Source organism: Flavobacterium omnivorum (genome assembly GCF_900099915.1).
GTDB classification, from domain to species: Bacteria; Bacteroidota; Bacteroidia; order Flavobacteriales; family Flavobacteriaceae; genus Flavobacterium; species Flavobacterium omnivorum.
Genome location: NZ_FNDB01000007.1, coordinates 60707 through 83096 on the forward strand (window position 1 = coordinate 60707; position 22390 = coordinate 83096).

Genomic DNA, 22390 nt, shown 5'->3' on the forward strand with positions numbered 1-22390 from the left:
TTTAAACTTTACCTTTGTACCAAAAGCAATTCCTTTGAATCAAAAGTTGAAAACATTATTTCCGAACTCTATTTCAGTACAAATCAAAAGAGAAGATTTGATTCATCCCTTTGTTTCTGGAAATAAGTTTAGAAAGCTCAAATACAATTTACTTCAAGCCAAGGCAGAGAATCAAAAAACCTTGCTTACTTTTGGAGGTGCTTTTTCCAATCATATTGCTGCAGTAGCTTTTGCAGGCAAAGAACGAGGATTCAAAACTATTGGTATCATTAGGGGAGAAGAATTAGCACAGAAAGTCAATGAAAATCCCACTTTGTTATTTGCCCAAAAATGTGGCATGCAATTGGAATTTATTTCTCGGGAAGAATACCGATTGAAGAGTGAATTGTCTTTTATCGAAAATTTGAAACATAAATTCGGCAATTTTTATCTAATTCCAGAAGGCGGAACAAATGCGCTAGCGATCAAAGGCTGCGAGGAAATAATTACGCACGAAGATGCTGATTTTGATTATATTTGTTGTTCCATAGGGACTGGCGGAACCATTTCAGGATTAATTAATAGTGCTTTGCCTCATCAAAAAGTTTTAGGTTTTCCTGCATTAAAAGGAGATTTTTTAAAAGAGGAAATTCGTAATTTTGCTCAAAATGAGAATTGGGAGCTAATATCGGACTATCATTTTGGTGGATATGGAAAAATAAATGCAGAACTAGTGCTATTTATAAATCACTTTTATGCTGAAAACCAAATTCCTTTAGATCCTATTTATACTGGAAAGATGGTTTTTGGCGTTATAGATTTGATACAAAAAAATTATTTCCCTGCAGAATCAAAAATTTTAATGATCCACACTGGAGGAATTCAGGGAATTCAAGGAATGAATATTAAATTAAAAAACAAGCAGTTACCAACAATTGATATCTATGTTTAAAAAAATCCTACTCATTTTTACCCTACTTTCTTTAATAGGCTGTACTGCCACTAAACCAGTTATTGTAACCACAAAAAAAGCACCTTTAAAATCAAAAAAGGAGATCGTCAAAACGGTCAGAAAGACAAACACAATTAACTCAAATAGAACAAAAAGCAGCGCCTCAATTCCAATAAAGACGGAATCCAAAGGAAATGATACAGAAACAATTGTTTCTACTTCAAGAACCGTAGTCACAAACGATATTGTTCGCGTTTATATTTCTCAATATAAAGACGTGGCGATGGGAAATATGCGAAATTACGGAATCCCAGCAAGTATTATATTGGCACAAGGAATTTTAGAATCGGGTGCAGGAAGAGGCGATTTAGCGATGAATGCCAACAATCATTTTGGTATAAAGTGTCATGTAGGTTGGATCGGAGATAGTGTCAAACATGATGATGATGCAGCACAAGAGTGTTTTAGAAAATATGATAATCCATCGGAATCGTTTAAGGATCATGCTGTGTTTTTAACCGGAAGAAGCAGGTATGCAAAACTTTTTGGATTTTCAAAAGACGATTATAAAGCATGGGCCAGAGGACTTCGAACCGCGGGATACGCAACAGACCCCAAATATCCAGATAAATTAATCTCCTACATTGAGCGGTACAATTTATATCAATATGACAATCAGGTTTTGGATGTTAATTATGTTTCTAATGAAAAACAGCTGGTAGAGGAACTCACCATCGAAGCCAGAAATCCTGTCAAGACTAGTTTGGCTTCCTACGTAGTTCAAAAAGGAGATACGCTCTATTCGCTTTCTAAAAAATTTGAAGTACGCGTAGAAGATTTAAAACAAAAAAACAATCTCTCTGACAATACACTTTCTATTGGACAGAAATTGGTAGTAAAATAACTTAAAAAATAACGATAATTCATAATTCATAAATGTTATATAAAAGAAGTAGTCAGCTTTTTGCTGAAGCAGAAAAAGTAATACCAGGAGGTGTAAATTCACCAGTAAGAGCTTTTAAAGCAGTGGGTGGAACTCCTATTTTTGTCAAAAGTGCCAAAGGAGCCTATTTGTACGATGAAGACGGAAACCGTTTGATTGATTATATTAATTCTTGGGGACCAATGATTTTAGGACATGCTTACGAACCAGTTGTACAAGCCGTGATTGAGAAAGCAAAGCTAGGAACCTCATTTGGAATGCCAACAGAATTGGAAACCCAAATTGCAGCTTTAGCCGTTTCGATGGTTCCAAATATCGATAAAATTAGATTTGTAAATTCCGGTACCGAAGCCTGTATGAGCGCAGTTAGGCTTGCTCGTGGATTTGCCAAAAAAGATAAAATAATCAAGTTTGCAGGTTGTTATCACGGTCATTCAGATTCTTTTTTAATCCAAGCGGGAAGTGGAGCAATCACTTTTGGTTCGCCAAATAGTCCGGGAGTTACTGCAGGAACGGCCAAAGATACTTTGCTGGCAACATACAACGATTTAGAAAATGTAGCGGCTTTAATCGCAGCTAATAAAAATGAAATTGCTTGTATCATTGTGGAACCAGTTGCTGGAAACATGGGTTGTATTCCACCAGTTGCAGGTTTTTTAGAAGGCTTACGCCAATTGTGTACCGATAATGATATTCTATTAATCTTTGATGAGGTTATGACAGGATTCAGGTTAGCTGCAGGTGGAGTTCAAGAATTACTAAATGTAAATGCTGATATCGTTTGCTTCGGAAAAGTAATAGGCGGTGGTTTACCCGTAGGTGCTTTTGCGGCTCGTGCCGAAATTATGAATTATCTAGCTCCGTTAGGTCCTGTTTATCAGGCAGGAACACTATCTGGAAATCCATTAGCTATGGCCGCAGGATTGACAATGTTACAATCCTTAAATAATGACCATTCTGTATTTAAAAGCTTAGAGGAAAAAACAGCTTATTTACATGCAGGAATGGACAAAGTTTTGCGAGCAAATGACGTAGACTTTACAATCAACAGAATTGGATCTATGATTTCAGTTCATTTTGATTCAAATCCGGTAACCGATTTTAAATCGGCTGCTAAAGGAGATAATGAAAACTTTAAAAAATTCTTTCATGGTTTATTAAATGAGGGAATTTATATTGCACCATCTGCTTATGAGAGTTGGTTTCTTACAGATGCACTAACCTATGAGGATTTGGATTTTACCATCCGAGCGGTAGACAAAGTATCGAAAACATTTTAAATAAAAAAAGACCCAATTTGGGTCTTTTTTTATGAATTAAGATGAAACATTCATGTGAATTAATTATTTTTTGTCAACCCTATTTGCTGCTTTTCTGCCGTTATGATGCGCCATTTTTTGATTCATTCGGTGGTGGTTTTTTCCTTTCAATTCATCCCATTTTTTATATTGGTCTGCTGAAAGAATTTTTTTCATTTTATTTTTCATCACAATCTGATCGTCTAACATTTGGCTTTTTTTAGCAAAACGTTCGTCAGCTGTAAGTTGTTTTTTAGCTGAATCTTTGTTTGCTTTTCGTTCTGCCATTCGGGCTTCTCTTTTAGTGCTTTGTTCTGCAACTATTTTACTCATTTCTTTTTGTTGAGAAGCATTCAAGTCTAATTCCAAAGTCATCTTTTTCAAGTGCAATTGGTTTCTTTGCTCCGGAGTCATTTGCTCTATTTTGGCTCTCTCAGGTCTTGCTTTTCTTTCTTGTGCAAAGCTTGTCATTCCGACAACTACCAATGCAACGATAAATAATTTTTTCATGTGTATTGTTTTAAGTTTTATAGCTATAAGATAGGAATAGAACTAAAAAGTTTAATCGTTAACAAAAGTTTATCGTTTTGGTTTTAGGATTGGAGTTGAAGTTGAAGTTGTTTTTTTTCTGTAAAATGCACTTAAATAAGTCTTGATTCTAGTTTTGAAAGCATGATATTTATCAGTTTTTATACGGTTTAGTTTCCCGAATTTTGTGGTTTATTTATTAAATCATTTTTAACATGACAGAAAATAATCCCCTTCATACGTTCCATATTCCCGTGATGGGACTTGCTTATACTATTGATAGTCCGATACGTGTAGCTAAATATGGAATATCGTCCGTTATTTCAATTATGGATGACGAGCTTATAGAAAAAATGAATGCTTTTTACAGCAAGAAATTCGATTTACCATATCAGGAAATTACCCAAAAAATACATGATTACCGCGCAGAACGCATTACTTCTTATTTGAATTTGGTAGACAAAATCGTTAAGGAAAAATTTGAAAACTTCAAAACGGAATTATCCGAAAGTAAATCCGCTTTGGAAAATTACATCGCCATGCTACCCAACAAATCTGCGATTAAAGCAGGTTTGCAAAACGTAATGGAAGACGGTTTTGCTTTCAAAGAAAATATCAAAAATTATCTGGAAAAAAATCTTTATCCGGGCGATATTGATGTCAATATTATGACCAAATTGGATAAGGATAATTTCATCAAAGACGAACAATTACCCATTATTTTTAATGACGCACATGCTGCGCTTCGCGGGTTTGTTAATAGTACATTAGAATCTTCGGTTGTTTTATCGGCGGGGATGAATCCAAGATTATACAGCTATTTCGAAAGTTTTTCGGCCTTCTTTCCGGATGCGAATAATGCATTGAAAAAGAAAATCACTCTGAAAGTAAGTGACTTTCGTTCGGCGATGATTCAAGGAAATTTTTTAGCTAAAAAAGGACTTTGGGTTTCTGAATATCGAATCGAATCCGGACTGAATTGTGGCGGACATGCTTTTGCAACCGAAGGCTATTTGTTGGGACCAATTCTGGAAGAATTCAAACAGAAAAAAGAGCAATTGGTTCAATCCGCTAATGAGTTGATGGTGAAAGCATTGAGGCAAAAAGAAATGCATGTTCCAGAACAGCCTTTAGAGTTAAAAATCACCGTTCAGGGCGGTGTAGGAACTGCTGAAGAACACGATTTTTTATTGGAGGAATACAACGTTAACTCGGTAGGTTGGGGGTCACCGTTTTTATTGGTTCCGGAAGCTACTTCGGTTGATAAGCACACCAGAGATTTATTGGCTGGAGCCAAAGAAGATGATCTATATTTAAGTCATATTTCGCCGTTGGGAATTCCTTTCAATACGTTGCGAGGAACGACAAATGAAAAATTGAAATTGAAACGAATTGAGGAAAACAAAGCAGGAAGTTCATGTCCAAAACGATTTTTGGCGTTAAGCAAAGAATACGATGCGCAAGGAATTTGTACCTCTTCCAAGAAATACCAAGACTTGAAACTGGAAGAATTGCTGCTTGAAAAAGATATTTTAACTGCTGAAATTTTCGAAAAAAAGAAAAATAGTATTACGGAGAAAGCCTGTCTTTGCGTGGGTTTAGCCAATGCTTCGTATCTTGAAAATGACATTAAGATAAAAGGGCAGGCACAAGGCGTAATCATTTGTCCAGGACCTAATATGGCGTATTTTGATCAAGAAGTTTCACTTTCTAAAATGGTGCAGCACATTTATGGAAACGCATCTGTATTGACGGTTACTGATCGACCAAATCTATTTGTGAAGGAGTTAAAAATGTATTTGGATTATCTGAAAAATGAAATTTCAGTGGTTACGGAAGAAATAACTTTGGGACAAATAAAAAAATGGAATTCGTTCAAAAATAATTTGCTCTCAGGAATCGGATATTATGAAGATTTATTTTCAACAACTCCATTTTTCGAAAACACTAAAAATGAGATTTTCAGTCAATTTTATTGCTATAAACTTGAATTATTAGGGATTGAAATCCCCGAATTAAAATTGGCGTAAAGCATTCAAGTATTTGGTTTTGAATAGAGTGATTTTATTTAAGATTATTCTATTCAAAACTATTTTTTATCAAACAATCATTTAGTAATTTTGCACGGTGAAAAAAATCATATTTATAATTGTATTGATCATGCTTGTAAAACCCGTTCTTCCGGTTTTAGAGTATGTCGTCAATTATGAATACATTTCAAAAGTGCTGTGCATCAATAGGGATAAACCTAAAATGCAATGCAACGGAAAATGTCATTTGATGAAAGAATTGGCCAAAGCTTCTGAGGCTGAAAAGCCTCTTTCTTCCGATAAAAAAGGAAATGCTCCTGTACTGGATGTGATCATTTTTGAGGAAATCAAATCTTTCGAAATGGCAACAGTTTTTTTTGGCACCAAAGAAAAAATAAACCCACACTATTCTAATTTATATACTCACTTGAATAGTGCTTTTGTTTTTCACCCACCCACTTTTATTTCTTAAATTTTTAGGCGCGTAGTGTGCTTTTAGTAATCCGTTTTAAACAACGGATGAAAATTTGTTTGCTTTTTTTGGAAATAATAATCCAAAAATGGTATGCGAAACAGTACTTATATTCAAAATAAAAACTTTAAGAAATGAAATTTCAATTAAAAAATATACTAGCTGTAATGGCTATCTCAGTTACCTTGTTTTCTTGCTCGAATGACGATGATAATGAAATGATTACCGGAAACGGAAACCTTAAATTAGAATTTGACAACATATACAAATCGGCTAATTTTACTTTCAATACGAACTACACCAATTCGAATGCTGAGGTTGTCGCGGTTTCAAAAGTGAAGTACATTGTGAGTAATATTGTCTTGACAAAAGAAGATGGAACTACTTTTACCTACCCAAAAAGTCAAAGCTATTTTATTGTAGATGAAGCGACGCCTGCAACATTACTATTGAATCTTTCAAATATTCCGGCCGGAAATTACACTAAAGTAAAATACGGAATTGGAGTCGATAAAACGCAGTGGGAAGCAGGAGCAACGGGTCAAGGAGATTTCTTGGCAACAGCCCAAACTGCCGGAATGATTTGGTCTTGGAGTGCAGGTTATAAGTTTGTTGCCTTCGAAGGTACTTTTACAGCTCCTACGGTAACAACGGCAAAAGAATTTAAAGTGCATACCGGACAAACTGGAACCGATTATAATTACACAGAAGTTACTTTGAGTTTCCCTGAAAATGCTCTGGTACGAACTACAATTACACCTCAGGTTCACATCATGACTGATTTGTCTCAAGTTATAGATGGAGCTAATAAAATCAATCTTACGGAAGCGGCAACCGTTATGGGTGGTGCTAAACTGGCTTTGGTTACTACTAACATTTCTTCTATGTTCAAAATAGATCACGTTCACAACGATCAATTTTTTAATCAAAAAGCGGTTAGAAATTAAATCTCCGATCGCTTTTTTAAAAAATATAAAATGAAAGCAAAATATATCATATTGCTCATTTTTCCGTTGCTGTGGTCTTGTTCTACTGATGAAAGCAAATACTATCAGGACGTTCCTCTGAACTTTCAAGTTCCGGCAAATTTTCCGCCTTTGGCATACGATCTGGCGAATAATCCACCCACCGAAAAGGGATTTGAACTTGGGAAAAAGCTTTTCTACGACGGCCGATTGGCTTCGGACGGGATTGTTTCCTGCGGATTTTGTCACATTCAGGAAGATGCATTTACGCATCACGGACATACCTTGAGTCACGGAGTAGATGATGCCATAGGAACGCGAAACACGCCGCCAATCCAGAATTTGGCCTATCAAACCACTTTTATGTATGATGGAGCAGCATCACATTTGGATTTACAGCCTATCATTCCGTTCACAAGTCCTATAGAAATGAATGGCGATTTTGCTCAAGCGATTGCTATGATGAAAGGCGATCCGGTGTATCAGAAATTATTCAAAGTTGCTTTTACGGATGGACAAATCAATTCCGAAAATATGCTCAAAGCCTTAGGACAATTTATGGTCATGGTGACGTCCTCGAATTCCCGTTTTGACAAGTACCGCCGCAATGAATCTGGCGGAACGCTCACGCAAGACGAGAAGGACGGTTATGCCATTTTTAACCAAAAATGTTCCAGTTGTCACGCCACGGATTTGTTTACGGACAATTCTTTTAGAAACAACGGTTTGCCTATTGATCCCGCGTACAATGATATCGGGCGTTTTCGCGTGACGGAGTTGCCTCAGGATAAGTATAAATTCAAAGTGCCAAGTCTAAGAAATATAGAAAAAACAGCGCCTTACATGCACGATGGACGCTTATTCACATTAGAAGCCGTTATGGATCATTACAATTCCGGTATAGTGAATTCAGCTACTTTAGACCCCATTTTGAGTAAAAACGGATCACTCGGAATTCCTTTAACAGTGACAGACAAATCAAAAATTATTGCTTTTCTAAAAACATTGACAGACACGCAATACCTAACAGACAAGCGCTTTTCTGAATATTAATTTCAGAAGCTATTTCCTGCTGTACACTGCAAGTCCTCGCTACAAAAGCCGTTTTTCTATGTCCTGAAAAGAGCTTCCTCCGGTCGCTTTTTCAGGACAAGAAAAACAAGCTTTTACCGCTGTGGGCTTTCCGTTTCCATCAGGGCTAAAACAACAAACATGAAAAAATACACATTGCTTTTAGTACTTTTTTTTCAATTGGCAAACGCCGCCGAAAAAGACAGTTTAAATACCGTAAATCCATTTACAAAATACCATTCCTTCCTTGAAGAAGAGGATTTTTGCGATACCTGTGGTTGCTCAGCCAGCGGCGGAAGCATGGGATTCGCCTCGATGTTGAATACTAATTTCGTTGGGATTCGGTATTTCAATCAACAATACAAATCCATGGATGGCTTGTATAGCAATTCACCTTGGTACAAAGAAAATTTCAATACCGTTCAGGTTTGGGGCCGAATCCCGGTTAGCGAAAAGGTTCAGGTTTCGGCATTATTGCCCTTTCATTTTCATGAAAGAGAAACGGCAACAGGAGATAAAAGCATTAATGGAATTGGCGACATCACTGTTTTGGCAATGTATCGTTTGTATCAGACGAATAAAGACAGCACGTTTTTAGTACATACCTTGCAATTGGGAGGTGGAATAAAAGCGCCAACCGGAAAGTTTAATGAGGCGAATTCAGGGAGTATTAATCCAAGTTTTCAGGTAGGAACGGGAAGTTGGGATTATCTTTTGGCTACCGAATATGTGGTTAAAAGAAAACAATTTGGTTTAAACTCTATGCTAAATTATGTGATTAAAACCGAGAATCAAAAGAGTTACCGTTTTGGAAATCAACTCAATTATGCCGGAACTTTTTTCTATTTATACGAAAAAAATAGTTTTTCTATTGTTCCGCAACTTGGTTTTGCCGGTGAAGTCTATGAAAGCAATTACCAGCACAATCAAAAATTAAGAAATACAAACGGTGATATTTTTTTTGGGAAAGTTGGTTTTGAGGTCGGGAAAGACAGACTTTCTTTTGGAGCTAATGCCATGCTGCCCATCAATCAAAATCTTACTGGCGGTAATGTTGAAGCAAATTACAGATGGAGCGTGAACCTAAATTATAGTTTGTAGTTGTCGAGCCTCTTTTGCGTTGGAGATGCTATTTGATACCGTTTCAATTCCTTACTTTTACCGTTCAAATAAAAAAAAGTATATGTTTCAAAATAAGAATTTTTGTTTTTCGTTTTGCTTCTTAATAATTAGCGCTCTCAGTTTTGCACAGGCAAAAGAATATGTTTTGCAATTTAAAACACCATCAGAATTACATCGTTTTTTAAAATATTCGAACAAAAGTATCCCCTTGATAAGTGCGCATAGAGGAGGTCCAACGACTGGATTTCCAGAAAATTGTACGGCAACATTTGCAAATTCTATTCGATACAACCCTACAATTATAGAAACTGATATTGCGCTGAGTAAAGATTCTGTCTTGGTTATGATGCATGATAACAAGCTGGATAGAACAACGACGGGTACCGGTAAGATAGAAAATTATACTTACAAAGAACTGCAACAATTATTTCTGGAGGATAATGAAGGCAATCAAACCCTTTATAAAATAGAAACTTTAGATCAGGTTTTGCAATGGGGAAAAGGCAAAGTAATTTATAACCTTGATGTCAAAAAAGGGGTTCCAATGAAAATGATTGTAGATGCAGTGCGCAGGAATAAGGCGGAAGCCTACTCAGTTATTATAACATACAACGCAACTCAAGCCGCCGAAGTAGCTCAACTGGCTCCCGATTTAATGATTTCAGTTTCGGCAAGAGGAAGAGAAGACGTGGAGCGTATGGAAAATCTTGGTGTCAAAGTAGATAAAATGATTGCGTTTGTGGGTACGGCAGAACCAAAAGCAGAAGTGTATCAGTATTTACACAGCCGAGGAATAGCTTGTACTTTAGGTACTATGGGCAATATTGATAAAAGCGCTGCCGCAAATGGAGATGCTTTATATTATAAATTAATTGAAAATGGCGCAACTATCCTTTCGTCTGATCGGCCTGTTCAAGCAGGAAAACAATTAGCAAAATTCACTAACGACAAAAAGCTAAAATCAAGGCATATCAAAATTATAAAAAGATAAATGTAAAAGGAGCTTCGATTGAAGCTCCTTTTTTTATAAATGTAATTATCGAATAAACTTACTCTTTCAATCTACACGCTTTAGTATCGCCATTTACAACTACTTCAGTCATGCCTAAAGAAGATAAGTTTTTCATGGCTTTGTCCCATTTTTTTCCACTCAATTCTGATTTGATTTTTAGTAAACCAAAATCCATTTGGTTGTCATTGGTTTTCAATAGCGCAACAATCAGTTTTTCATCGTCTTCCAACTCGATTTGAACTTGTTTTTTCTCTTGTCGCATTTGTGGAAACAACAACACTTCTTGAATCGAAGCATTATTGGTCAAATACATAATCAATCGATCCATTCCTATTCCCATTCCAGAGGTTGGAGGCATTCCGTATTCAAGTGCTCTCAAGAAATCTTCATCTATAATTCCGGTAGCCTCATCATCTCCTTTTTCAGCCAAACGCATTTGGTCTTCAAAACGGGCTCTTTGGTCAATTGGATCATTCAATTCTGAATACGCATTGGCCACTTCTTTACCACAAACCATCAATTCAAAACGCTCTGTCAATTCTGGATTGTCACGGTGTTGCTTACATAAGGGTGACATCTCTTTAGGATAATCCGTGATGTAAGTAGGTTGAATATAATTTCCTTCACATTTGGCACCAAAAATCTCATCGATCAATTTTCCTTTTCCCATTGTAGCATCCACGTCTATTCCCATGCCTCTTGCAGCATCAAAAAGTTCCGTTTCACTTTTTCCAGAAATATCAAAACTAGTAAAATGTTTGATCGAATCCGTCATTGTAATTCGAGCATAAGGTGCTTTAAAGCTAATTTTGTGCTCTCCAAAAGTAACGTCACTCGTTCCATTCACGGCAATGGCACAATATTCCAAAAGGTCTTCGGCAAATTTCATCATCCAGTTGTAGTCTTTATAGGCTACATATATTTCCATAGCGGTAAATTCTGGATTGTGTGTGCGATCCATTCCTTCATTTCGGAAGTTTTTAGAAAACTCATACACTCCTTCAAAACCGCCAACAATCAATCTTTTTAAATACAACTCATTCGCAATACGCATGTATAATGGCATGTCAAGGGAATTATGGTGCGTAATAAAAGGACGCGCTGCAGCACCACCAGGAATCGGTTGTAAAACAGGTGTTTCTACCTCCAAATAGCCTTTGTCATTAAAGAACGTACGCATTGCATTAAACAATTTAGTTCTCTTGATAAATGTTTCTTTCACATGGTCGTTCACCGTTAAATCCACATAACGACGACGGTATCTTTGTTCTGGATCTGCAAAAGCATCGTGCGTTTTTCCGTCCGCATCTGTTTTTACCACCGGAAGTGGTTTCAAGGCTTTCGCCAAAACAGTTAATCCATAAACATGAACAGAGATTTCGCCTACTTGAGTTTTAAAAACAGTCCCGCGAACCCCAATAAAATCTCCAATATCCAATAGCTTTTTGAAAACTACATTGTACATCGTTTTCTCTTCATCCGTCGAAATATCATCTCGCGATACATAAATTTGAATACGTCCTTCAGCATCTTTCAATTCCGCAAAGGAAGCTTTCCCCATGATGCGTTTTCCCATCAAACGACCGGCCAAAACTACTTCCTTACCATCGTACTTCTCGAAATCAGCAAGGATTTCGCTAGAATAGGCGGTGGTGATAAATTCGGCGGCAGGATAAGGTTCAATGCCTAAATTGCGTAAATCGGTAAGTGCTTCTCTGCGTAATATTTCTTGTTCGGATAATGCCATTTTGTGCTGATTTTAAGAGCGCAAAGATACTGTATAAGTACCAAAGTAGCAAAGTGCTAACCGTTTTTTGGAGCTATTTCCAGCTTTCCGTTGTAAATAAATTCACTGAACACCAAAAAAGATAGAAGTATGGTGAAGTAATCTTTTTATTTTTAAAGAAAAAATAAAAAGGATTTTCACTTTAATCTGGGCTAGGAATTGTAGTTATTAATTTACATTTGTGAAAAATAACAATTCAAAATCATAACAATTGAAAAATAAAATTTATGTCTTACTGCTTTTAGTATTTTTTATAACAAGCTGCCAAGTCACAGAAACCATTCATTTAAATGAAGATGGAACCGGAAAAATTGAAATAAATGAGTTGCGAGACGAGCAAAGTTACATGCAATTGATGGGTGAAAACTACTCCAAAGAAGAAGTGTTCAAGGATACCACTTATATTTTCAAGGATTTAATAGCGCAGCATGCAGAAACATTTTCCAGACTACCAGCCTTTGAAAAAGCTATTTTCGAAAAATTTAATTCGGTAGAAGTACACAGTAAGAAAAGCTCTTTCGAGAAAGAATTTCGTACCACAATCCGTCAAAAGTTTACTAAAATAGAAGAAGTGGCCGACTTGTACAAAACCGAAGAGTATGTCGACGATATAGAAAATAATTACGCCTTGGTTGCCGAAGAGCATTACTACAGTGTGAATTTTATTTTTGATGGGAAAATTTTCAAACGAATAGTCAAAATCACGGATGCTGTCGAACTAAAAAAACAGCAAGATAAAATTACAGAATTGAAAACCCGAGTAGTTCATCTTAAAATCAGCCAACCTTTTGTTTTAAAATATTATTTTCCTCGAAAAATAAAATCAGTTTCCAATCTCAATGCAAAAATTAGTGATGACAAAAAAGCATTGGAATTACAATTTCTTATAACAGATTGTTTAATGAATCCCGAGAGTACGAATCTGGAAGTAGTTTTAGAGTAATTAAAAATTCCCATTAAGTTTTTAAATATGATTGGAGAGGTCAAAATGCATATAATTTTTTTAACCATTTGAAAATGAATTAATTGAAAATACAATCATAACTTTAAGTTTTTAAAATTTATTTTCGATTATAAAGAATTATCTCAGATTCAAACTAATAAAATCTGTTTCAAATCCAAAAGCAAAAATTGGCGAAGACCGAATATTAATGCAGCTACATTTTTTGGCACCAAATTATTTGGTAAATCCTGACAGCACGAATCTGGATCTGATACCAGTGGAAAAAATTTAGACCAACTAAAACTACAGTACACAACTACATGAAATCTATCGCCATTACATCCACTCACCTTGGAGTCCAGATTCGTAATAAATTGGTTTAGTGACAATTATGTAAAAATAATTAATAATTCTATAAAAACGATGGCAAATATATAGGCTACATTTGATAGAAAGGAAATTTACAAACCGTAATTCTTCAAATCTGATTGTTAATTTAAATAATGATAGTATGAAAGCACTTGTTTATTTCGGTCCCCGAGATGTGAGGGTCGTAGAAATGCCGGATGCCAAAATTGAGCAGTCGACAGATGTATTGGTTAAAATAACCACAACTAATATTTGCGGATCCGATCTTCACATGTATGAAGGTAGAACTGATATGGAATCTGGAAAGATTTTAGGCCATGAAAATATGGGTAGAGTTGTGGAAGTGGGCAAAGCCGTAGCACAAATTAAAGTGGGAGATATGGTGTGTCTTCCATTTAATATTGGTTGTGGTCATTGTCAAAACTGTGAAAGCGGCTTAACGGGTTTTTGTCTTACACTGAATCCTGGATTTGCAGGTGCTGCCTATGGTTTTGCCGGAATGGGTCCTTTTAGTGGCGGCCAGGCCGAATATTTGCGCGTTCCTCATGGTGATTTTAACTGCCTAAAATTACCAGAAGATGCGATAGAAAAGGAGAATGATTATGTAATGTTATCTGATATTTTTCCTACAGGATATCATGCAACGGAATTGGCTGGCGTAAAACCTGGTGACTCCGTGGTGATTTATGGCGCAGGTCCAGTTGGACTGATGGCAGCACATTCGGCAAGTATAAAAGGTGCCAGTAAGATCATGGTTGTTGATAATCATCCAGACCGATTGAAGCTTGCTGAAGAATTCGGTGCTATTCCAATTGATTTTTCAAAAGGTTCTGCTGTAGAACAGGTCCTAGAGCTTACAAATGGCAAGGGTGCTGATAAAGGTTGCGAATGTGTAGGGTACCAGTGTTGCGATAAACATGGTAAGGAACATTCCAATATAACAATGAACGAACTAGTGCAGGCCGTAAAAGCAACGGGTTCTATAGGGGTTGTAGGGGTTTTTGTTCCTAAAGATCCTAAATCAAAAGAGGAATTGCAAAAAGAAGGGCACATGGATTTTGATTTTGGTCAATTCTGGATGAAAGGACAGCGAATAGCAACGGGACAGGCAAATGTAAAAGCGTATAACCGTCAGCTTTCTACTTTGATTTCTGTGGGTAAAGCAAGACCTTCATTAATTGTCTCGCATGAACTTTCATTAGACGAGGCTCCAAATGCCTACAAGCATTTTGATGCCCGCGATAAAGGATGGACGAAAGTGCTGCTGAAACCAGAGATGATTACAGCTAAAAAATAAACTTTAAATGAGTTGAGGATTTTTCACATCGCAACTGTCAGTTGAAGTGGTTATTTTGTGCACTTTTGGTCAACAATCAAATGGATAATAATAATTCTATACCGGTAAATTATTATTATCCATTTTTTATTCTCGCCAGATATCATTATTGGTTTAATTTTATTTATTTCAAAATTCCAAATTCATTATTCAGCATTCATATTTTAAACCTTTGTACCTTTGTCATTCAAAAATAAGGGAATGAAATACGATTGCTTCGTTCCTCTCAATGACACATGAATAAAACCATCCAACTTCAAGATTTAGGAAATAAAGATTACAAAGCGACTTGGGAATACCAAGAAGAATTGTTTAAGGGAATCGTCGATTTAAAAATTAGAAATCGAAGAGAAGAACTTGATTTAGCAACGCCAAATTATTTTTTGTTTGTCGAGCATCCACACGTTTACACCTTAGGGAAAAGCGGTGATCTATCTAATTTATTATTGTCCGAAAAACAACTCGAAGCCAAAGGAGCTACTTTCTACAAAATCAATCGTGGAGGCGATATTACCTATCACGGACCGGGGCAAATTGTAGGGTATCCTATTTTGGACTTAGAAAATTTCTTTACGGATATCCATAAATACCTGCGTTTTCTGGAGGAAGCCATTATTCTCACGTTGGCTGAATACGGAATTCAATCGGGTAGGAGTGTTGGTGAAACAGGAGTTTGGTTAGGCGCAGGAACACCATTTGCCAGAAAAATTTGTGCCATGGGCGTTCGTGCTTCCCGTTGGGTGACCATGCATGGATTCGCTTTAAACGTAAATGCCGATTTAGGGTATTTTGACAATATTATTCCTTGTGGCATTCGCGGTAAAGCCGTTACATCATTAAACGTGGAACTCGGTGTTGAAAAAGTAAATGAAGAAGAAGTAAAAGAAAAAATCCTGCAACATTTTACGAAGTTATTTGTTTGTGAATTTCAATAGCAAAAAGCACTTGCCGTAGCAAATACAAATCGCAGTGCTGAATAGCTTTATTAAAATAGAGCACTATTCGTAATCCGAACCAACACTGTATGTTGCCAGTGATGCACAGATTCACTTTGATTAAAGAAAAAGTGAAGTAGATTGATGGGTTAACTCCGTGAAAATCCTTTAAATGTGCAGTAAAAAAATCAATTCTCGTTTCCATATCTAAGCCCACCTCTGCACTCAAAAATCATTAATCTACAATCAAAAATCAATTCTCATTTTCACATCTAAACCCACCTCTGCAATCAAAAATCGTTAATCTACAATCAAAAATCAATTCTCGTTTCCATATCTAAGCCCACATATGCTATCAAAAATCGTTAATCAAAAATCAAAAATCAATTCTCGTTTCCACATCTAAACCCACCTCTGCAATCAAAAATCGTTAATCAAAAATCACAAATCAATTCTCGTTTCCATCACTAATTTTTCATTTTTACTAGTCTCAAATTAATTTGAAACACCGGTACGTTCTATCATTTTGCGGTAGCTGTTTTTTTGTTCACATCGAAGATTATCTCAACTGTTCAAACTTGGCGTTCAGGTTGCAGCTGGATAATTTTTAAAAATGGAGAAGCTATTGTAAAAAAATTAATTTCCAACCGTGTAGAATGTCAGCGGGCTAAACCAAATCAATTGTCTTCGGGTCCCTAATGCGTTGATTATCCTTAGGCAAGTTATGGGATTAACCGAAACGTTAATCGGTGGTATTTTGTGACGCCGTATTTCTTAATCGCTTCCCGATGTTCTTTGGTCGGATAGCCTTTATTCTGTTTCCAATTGTACATGGGGAATTCATCATGAATCCGATTCATGTATTCATCGCGGTACGTTTTTGCCAAAACAGACGCAGCAGCAATACTCGTAAATTTAGAGTCTCCTTTAACAATGCAGCTAAAAGGAATGTCGTTAAATGTATTGCAATCCTTTTCAGAAAATCGTTTCACCGTATTTTTGACTAGGACTTCGCCTATGAAAAGGGATGGAGTTAAGGCAATCGAACTGTTGCCATCCACAATAATAAATTTGGGTTGAGGATGCAGCTTCAAAATGGAGTTTTGCATCGCTTTTATAGACGCATTCAAGATATTGATTTGGTCTATTTCCAGCGGTTCTAGGTGTGTCACCGCATACGAAATACTTTCCTGTTCAATAATGGGACGCAAAGTTTCTCTAACTTTTTCTGATAGTTTTTTGCTGTCGTTTAAGAGGTTATTTGCAAAATCAAAAGGCAAAATAACTGCTGCTGCCGTAACAGGTCCAGCGAGACAACCCCGACCAGCTTCATCGGTTCCGGTTTCTAAATGTGGTAAAGAAAAATAGGGACGTAGCATAGTTGTATTTTGATACAAAGAAAGTACTTTAACTTGTTTGGTGCAATTATTCAAAGCGTCTGTTCGAGTTTTTTTTATGAAGTAAAACGGAACAAAAAGTCTCGATCCGCTCTGCTACTCGAAGTGAGGTGTATCGAGAACCGTTTTAATGAAATTTTTCTTTATGCTGAGTTTTTATCGAAGGGCTCGATACATTTTTCTTCCCGAAGTTTTGGGATAAAAATACTCGAACTGACGAAAAATTACCATCATAAACTACTTACACCAGCGGGTTAGTGTATAATGGATGGGTCTAAAGCCTGTATCACAATTCAAGTTGGTGTGATAAAAAATCAAAATTAATATTTGTGCTAAAATCAATGTTTTATAGCTTTTATTGAGTATTAATATCCTTTTTAACAAGTACGACAGTATCATATCGTAATAATTATGGTAATCATAAAAAAAATTTATGCCTCTAAGTGCTATTTTTTAACATTTTATTATCATTTTTGCAGGATAACTAATTTAACTAATTTAATATGAGATTAAAATTAAAATGGGTTTTTTCGCTACTATTAGCGATATCTATGCAGTTTTCTTTTGCACAAGAGACCACTGTTTCGGGAGTTGTTTCAGATGCCTCTGGGCCAATTCCAGGAGCCAATGTTGTTGTTAAAGGGAGTAAAAACGGAGTTCAGACTGATTTTGATGGAAAGTACTCCATTAAAGCAAAAGTGGGTGATGTATTAGTAGCTTCTTTTGTAGGAATGCAAGACGTTACTGTTAAAGTTGGAACGTCTAATACGGTTAATTTTAAATTACAAGATGGCAGTGTTCTGGAAGAAGTAGTAGTTGTTGGTTATGGTACTCAAAAGAGGAGAGACGTCAACGGTGCTATTGCCAAAATTGATGGGAGTCGAATTAAAGACATTCCAGTTCAAAGTTTTGACCAAGCGCTTTCAGGAGCAGCATCTGGTGTAAATGTATCGCAACCTAATGGTGTTTTGGGAAATCAAGCAGTAATTAGAATTAGAGGTGTTAACTCTATTAATTTAAGTTCATATCCTCTAATTGTGATTGACGGTGTTCCTTCTTGGAACGGAGATAACCTAAACCAAAGTAATGCGGTCAATAATCCTTTAGCGAACATTAATCAAGCTGATATTGAAAGTATTGAGGTATTGAAGGACGCTTCTTCTGCAGCGATTTACGGTTCTCGTGCAGCTGCGGGTGTAATTTTGATAACTACAAAGAAAGGTAAAGCAGGTAAGTTTTCTGTGAATTTTGATTCTTCGTTGAGTTTTACAAGTCCTTTTAATTTAATACCGCTATTAAATGCACAACAATTTACGGATATTAAAAATGAAGGATTAAAGAATGCAGGTACACCAGCGAATGGTACTACAAGAGGTTTTTATACGATGAACGATGCTAATGGTAACCTAGTTGATACAAATTGGAATGATATTATCTACAGAACAGGTGCGGCAACAAACCACAGCCTTAGTATTTCTGGTGGAAATGAGAACACAAAATACTTTCTTTCTGCAGGACAACTAGAGCAAGAGGGGATGTTTGTAAATAATTCCTTCAGAAGACAAACTGGTCGTTTTACTTTAGATCAAAAAGTAAATAAGTGGTTGACTTTAGGGGGAACCTTTAATTATACCAATTCAAGAAATAACGGACTGAGTACAGGATCAACAGCTGGAAATAATTTTGCCTCCTCTGGTGCGGCAAGATTGGCTTTTGCTCAAGCGCCAAACGTTGGGCCTTATAATAATGATGGTACTTACAATTTGGCTCCTACTCAAATCGGTCAAGGAAACAACCTTTCACCGCTACAATGGGTAAATCCACAGTATATATTGGATACTAATACTTTTTTATCTAAAAATGATCATTTTATTTCTAATTTTTATATTGGAGTTAAACTGGCTAAAGGGCTTAATTTTAAATCTTTATACGGTATTGATAACCTTTTGGTTGAAAATATTGATTTCTTAGGACCTTTAAATGGTGACGGTCAGCAGTTCTCTGGATCAGCTACTAATACAATGAACCGCTACTCTAGAAAGTCAATTCAGAATATTTTAGATTATAGTGTAAGACTATCAGACAAACATGATTTAAGTGCTTTATTAGGATCGGAGAGACAATATACTAAAATAGAATCTTGGGGAGCTTCAAGAAGGGGTGTATCTGATCCTTTCTTTAACGAGTACCAAGGTAATTTTAGCGCAATAGTAGCTTCTGGTAATTTACTGACTGAAAATTATTTAGAATCTTATTTTGGACGTGTAAACTACGATTATAACAAAAAATATTTTGCATCGATCAATGCCAGAAGAGATGGTTTTTCAGCTTTTGCTCCTGATAATAAATGGGGTAACTTCTGGGGAGGTTCTCTAGGATGGGCACTAACAGAAGAGAATTTCTTTAGAAATCTAGTTAGTTCTGATATTGTAAACCAATTGAGGTTGCGTGCAAGTTATGGAGTAGTGGGTAATAACCAAGGATTGAATGATTTTGCAGCAAGCAGCTTTTATGATGCAGGTGTAAATGGTACAAGTGGTTCCCTGTTTTTTAACAGAGCAGGAAATCAGAACCTAACATGGGAAACGAGTAACAAAACGGATTTCGGTATAAATTTTGGTTTGTTTAATGACCGCCTTACAGGAGAGTTAGGGTACTATAAAAATGATATCGATGGGTTAATTTTGAGTGTACCACAATCGGCTTCTGCGGGTATTCCTGGAAATTCAATTTTAGCTAATGTTGGAAGTATGAGAAATACGGGGTATGAAGTTACCTTAAATGCTAAAATTATTGACAAAGGCAATTTTAAGTGGAACGCTAGTGTAAACGTTACAACTCAAAAGAACGTGGTAACATCATTGGATGCTAATAATTCTGATATTATTGTGGCAACTCAACTAGAGAATACAAATATAATTAGAGTAGGAGAGTCTATTGGTAATTTTTATATTGTTCAAACGGGTGGTGTTAATCCGGCTAATGGTAGAAGAATTTTCTATTACAGAGATGGAACGGCTGTTCAGTATGATCATTCTAATCCTGTTACCGCTTCCAGATGGACAAAAGTTAGTGACGGTACCGTAACGCGCGCTGCCAATCAAGCTTTAGATGCTAAAGTGATGGGGCCAGCTTTGCCAACTTATTTTGGTGGATTGGATAATACGTTTACATACAAAGGATTTAGTTTGAATTTTTCTTTATATTTCTCTGGTGGAAATTATGTTTACAATGGAACACAAGCAGGTTTGCGTGATCAAAGAGTATGGAACAATTCTGCTGAAGTGCTAACGCGCTGGCAGAATCCTGGTGATATAACGGCAATTCCAAGAATTGTTTTTGGGGATAATGTTTCTAACGGTTCTTCTATGCCTATTTCGGATAATTTAGAAAAAGGAGATTTTATGAAAGTGAGAAATATTGCATTTGGTTATAGTTTGCCACAAAGTTTATTAAGTAAACTGAAATTGACCAGTTTTAGATTTTATGTAAGTGCTCAAAACGTATTTACCTTTACTAATTATTCTGGATTTGATCCGGAAATCTCAAGTAATGGAAATGCAAATGGTTCACCAAGTGTAGACAGAAACTCTGCTCCAATGGCTAGAACAATTTCAATGGGTTTTAACTTAGGTTTATAATTTTAAAAAAATAGTATGAAAAATTTATATTTAATGTTGATTGCCGCGCTGGTTATTGTTTCCTGTAGTGATACGGATTCCTTAAATCCAGTCAATCAAACAAGGATTAGTGATGCAACGGCATTTGCTACACCTCAAAGAGTTGGACAGTTAGTTCTGGGAATGTACAGTGGTGTTAAAGTGGGGAACTTCTATGGAGGTCGCTTTTTAAATTATCAAGACGTTCGTGGACCTGAATTCAATAATGAGCGTAACAATGGTGTTACCAATTTATTCACTTGGAATTTTGGTGTTCAATCTAGTACTAATGAGGTGCAGAACTTTTGGTCAGCAGCTTATACAGCCATTAACAGATGCAATGTGGTAATAGGAGGTCTAGAAACATCACCTATAACGCCGGAATTAAAAACTACTTTTACTGCCGAAGCAAGATTCCTGAGAGCGCTTTCTTATTATTCGCTATTGACCTTGTATGCTAAACCATATACGCAAGATAACGGCGCATCACTGGGAGTTCCTTTGCGTTTAGTTGCTGAAACCAGTGGCGGTAATAATGATCTAGTACGTTCTTCTGTAGCCGATGTGTATAAGCAAGTTATTGACGATTTAAATTTTGCGGAATTGAATCTTCCTTTAACCAATACAACTGCTTTCAACAACACGACTAGAGCACATAGAAATACAGCTATTGCATTAAAAACGAGAGTGTATTTGAGCATGGGTAAATACCCTGAAGTGATTACCGAAGCCAATAAAATTGTTTCAAGCACAGCTCCTTTCACAGCTACAAGTGGTGTATCTAATGCTATGGTACCGACTATCCAAGCTGCATTTGCATCGGCTGCAGTTACTGTTGAAAATGTGTTTTCATTTCCTTACGGTCCTAATGATCTTCAAGGAACACAAAATGGTTTAGTTCATTATTATAATGCTTCATCTGTTGGTGGTAGTGAATACTCATTAGCCCCTACAAGTATTACAGCTAACACAGGCTGGAAAACTTCGGATTCCAGAAGAAATTTTAATGTGGTGCTTTTAGGTAAGACATGGTTACACAAATGGACTAAAAGTCAAAGTGATCCTGATTTTGTTCCTGTTATTCGCTACTCAGAAATACTTTTGAATCTTTCAGAAGCATTAACCAGAAGTTCAAATTCTCTTGATGCAAGAGCCATTCAATTGTTAAATGCAGTTCGAGGAAGATCAGATGCTACGACAGTTTTTACAAGTGCGTCTTTTACGAATGTTCAAGCATTATTGGACCAAATTGCAATTGAAAGAAGAATTGAGTTATTAGGTGAAGGGTTTAGTTCTCCTGATATTATGAGGTTAAAACAAAACTTCCCTGCTAAAGGACTTGCTCCATCAGTAAGTACGACTGATACGCAGTATTTATGGCCAATACCATTAAATGAATTGTTGTATAATAAATTAGCGGTTCAAAATCCTGGACATTAATTAGTACCTATAACACTATTGAAAACCTTCTGTGATGCGTCACAGAAGGTTTTTTTTTGCAGTAATAGTACATAAGCGCATTGCCGGTTCCCTCTTATTTGCTCTAACAGTATTTTTTAATAAGAGTAATGGTAGCTTTACCAGTGCAGCAAC

Annotated in this window: 17 protein-coding genes; 14 read left to right on the plus strand and 3 right to left on the minus strand. The window is 36.2% G+C overall.

Translation table 11 applies throughout. The features are described from left to right. Positions 1–46 precede the first annotated feature (46 nt). From BLS90_RS09060 to hemL, 3 genes are read left to right on the plus strand one after another with little or no spacing between them, the layout of a single operon-like run. Entirely contained in the window at positions 47–931 is an 885-nt protein-coding gene (locus BLS90_RS09060; RefSeq protein WP_245705074.1) for a 1-aminocyclopropane-1-carboxylate deaminase/D-cysteine desulfhydrase, read from the plus strand. Continuing rightward, entirely contained in the window at positions 924–1835 is a 912-nt protein-coding gene (locus BLS90_RS09065; RefSeq protein ID WP_091257336.1) for a glucosaminidase domain-containing protein, read from the plus strand. Before BLS90_RS09060 ends, BLS90_RS09065 begins: the two co-directional genes overlap by 8 nt. A 32-nt stretch (positions 1836–1867) precedes the next feature. Further along, positions 1868–3154, plus strand: a complete 1287-nt coding sequence (hemL, locus tag BLS90_RS09070) for a glutamate-1-semialdehyde 2,1-aminomutase (RefSeq protein ID WP_091257337.1) — start codon at positions 1868–1870, stop codon at positions 3152–3154. 63 nt (positions 3155–3217) lie between these two features. Here the strand turns inward: hemL and BLS90_RS09075 are convergent, their stop codons facing one another. After that, entirely contained in the window at positions 3218–3682 is a 465-nt protein-coding gene (locus BLS90_RS09075; RefSeq protein ID WP_091257338.1) for a hypothetical protein, read from the minus strand. A gap of 233 nt (positions 3683–3915) precedes the next feature. On the opposite strand from BLS90_RS09075, the gene BLS90_RS09080 reads away from it, so the two are divergent. The 6 genes from BLS90_RS09080 (at position 3916) to BLS90_RS09105 (ending at position 10351) form a co-directional block, all read left to right on the plus strand. After that, entirely contained in the window at positions 3916–5730 is a 1815-nt protein-coding gene (locus BLS90_RS09080) for a hypothetical protein (protein WP_091257339.1), read from the plus strand. 97 nt (positions 5731–5827) lie between these two features. Further along, a complete protein-coding gene (locus BLS90_RS09085; protein ID WP_245705075.1) occupies positions 5828–6202 on the plus strand; it encodes a hypothetical protein in 375 nt (124 codons plus the stop codon). 134 nt (positions 6203–6336) lie between these two features. Then, positions 6337–7149: an MbnP family protein gene (locus BLS90_RS09090; protein ID WP_091257341.1), complete on the plus strand. Its 813-nt coding sequence runs from the start codon at positions 6337–6339 to the stop codon at positions 7147–7149. 30 nt (positions 7150–7179) lie between these two features. Further along, entirely contained in the window at positions 7180–8220 is a 1041-nt protein-coding gene (locus tag BLS90_RS09095) for a cytochrome-c peroxidase (protein ID WP_091257342.1), read from the plus strand. Positions 8221–8379: 159 nt separating this feature from the next. Then, the gene (locus tag BLS90_RS09100) at positions 8380–9339 is read left to right on the plus strand and encodes a transporter family protein (RefSeq protein ID WP_091257343.1); all 960 of its coding nucleotides are present in this window, start codon (positions 8380–8382) and stop codon (positions 9337–9339) included. Positions 9340–9568: 229 nt separating this feature from the next. Beyond that, positions 9569–10351 (plus strand): glycerophosphodiester phosphodiesterase family protein, encoded by a 783-nt coding sequence (locus tag BLS90_RS09105; RefSeq protein WP_220083875.1) that lies wholly within the window; start codon positions 9569–9571, stop codon positions 10349–10351. 58 nt (positions 10352–10409) lie between these two features. Here the strand turns inward: BLS90_RS09105 and lysS are convergent, their stop codons facing one another. Then, positions 10410–12119, minus strand: a complete 1710-nt coding sequence (gene lysS / locus BLS90_RS09110; protein WP_091257345.1) for a lysine--tRNA ligase — start codon at positions 12117–12119, stop codon at positions 10410–10412. Positions 12120–12369: 250 nt separating this feature from the next. Here lysS and BLS90_RS09115 point away from each other — a divergent pair, with 250 nt between their 5' ends. From BLS90_RS09115 to lipB, 3 genes are all read left to right on the plus strand, one after another. Then, positions 12370–13101 (plus strand): hypothetical protein, encoded by a 732-nt coding sequence (locus tag BLS90_RS09115; RefSeq protein WP_245705076.1) that lies wholly within the window; start codon positions 12370–12372, stop codon positions 13099–13101. A gap of 511 nt (positions 13102–13612) precedes the next feature. Next, on the plus strand, positions 13613–14767 hold the full coding sequence (locus BLS90_RS09120) for a glutathione-independent formaldehyde dehydrogenase (protein ID WP_091257346.1): 1155 nt from the start codon (positions 13613–13615) through the stop codon (positions 14765–14767). Positions 14768–15042: 275 nt separating this feature from the next. Next, positions 15043–15741: a lipoyl(octanoyl) transferase LipB gene (gene lipB, locus BLS90_RS09125; protein WP_091257347.1), complete on the plus strand. Its 699-nt coding sequence runs from the start codon at positions 15043–15045 to the stop codon at positions 15739–15741. A 722-nt stretch (positions 15742–16463) separates the two neighbouring features. On the opposite strand, the gene BLS90_RS09130 is transcribed toward lipB, so the two are convergent. Continuing rightward, on the minus strand, positions 16464–17120 hold the full coding sequence (locus BLS90_RS09130; RefSeq protein ID WP_091257348.1) for a ribonuclease HII: 657 nt from the start codon (positions 17118–17120) through the stop codon (positions 16464–16466). A 521-nt stretch (positions 17121–17641) separates the two neighbouring features. On the opposite strand from BLS90_RS09130, the gene BLS90_RS09135 reads away from it, so the two are divergent. Both BLS90_RS09135 and BLS90_RS09140 read left to right on the plus strand, forming a co-directional pair. Further along, positions 17642–20779 (plus strand): SusC/RagA family TonB-linked outer membrane protein, encoded by a 3138-nt coding sequence (locus BLS90_RS09135; protein WP_091257349.1) that lies wholly within the window; start codon positions 17642–17644, stop codon positions 20777–20779. A gap of 15 nt (positions 20780–20794) precedes the next feature. Next, positions 20795–22237 (plus strand): RagB/SusD family nutrient uptake outer membrane protein, encoded by a 1443-nt coding sequence (locus BLS90_RS09140; protein ID WP_091257350.1) that lies wholly within the window; start codon positions 20795–20797, stop codon positions 22235–22237. The last annotated feature ends 153 nt before the right edge of the window (positions 22238–22390 follow it).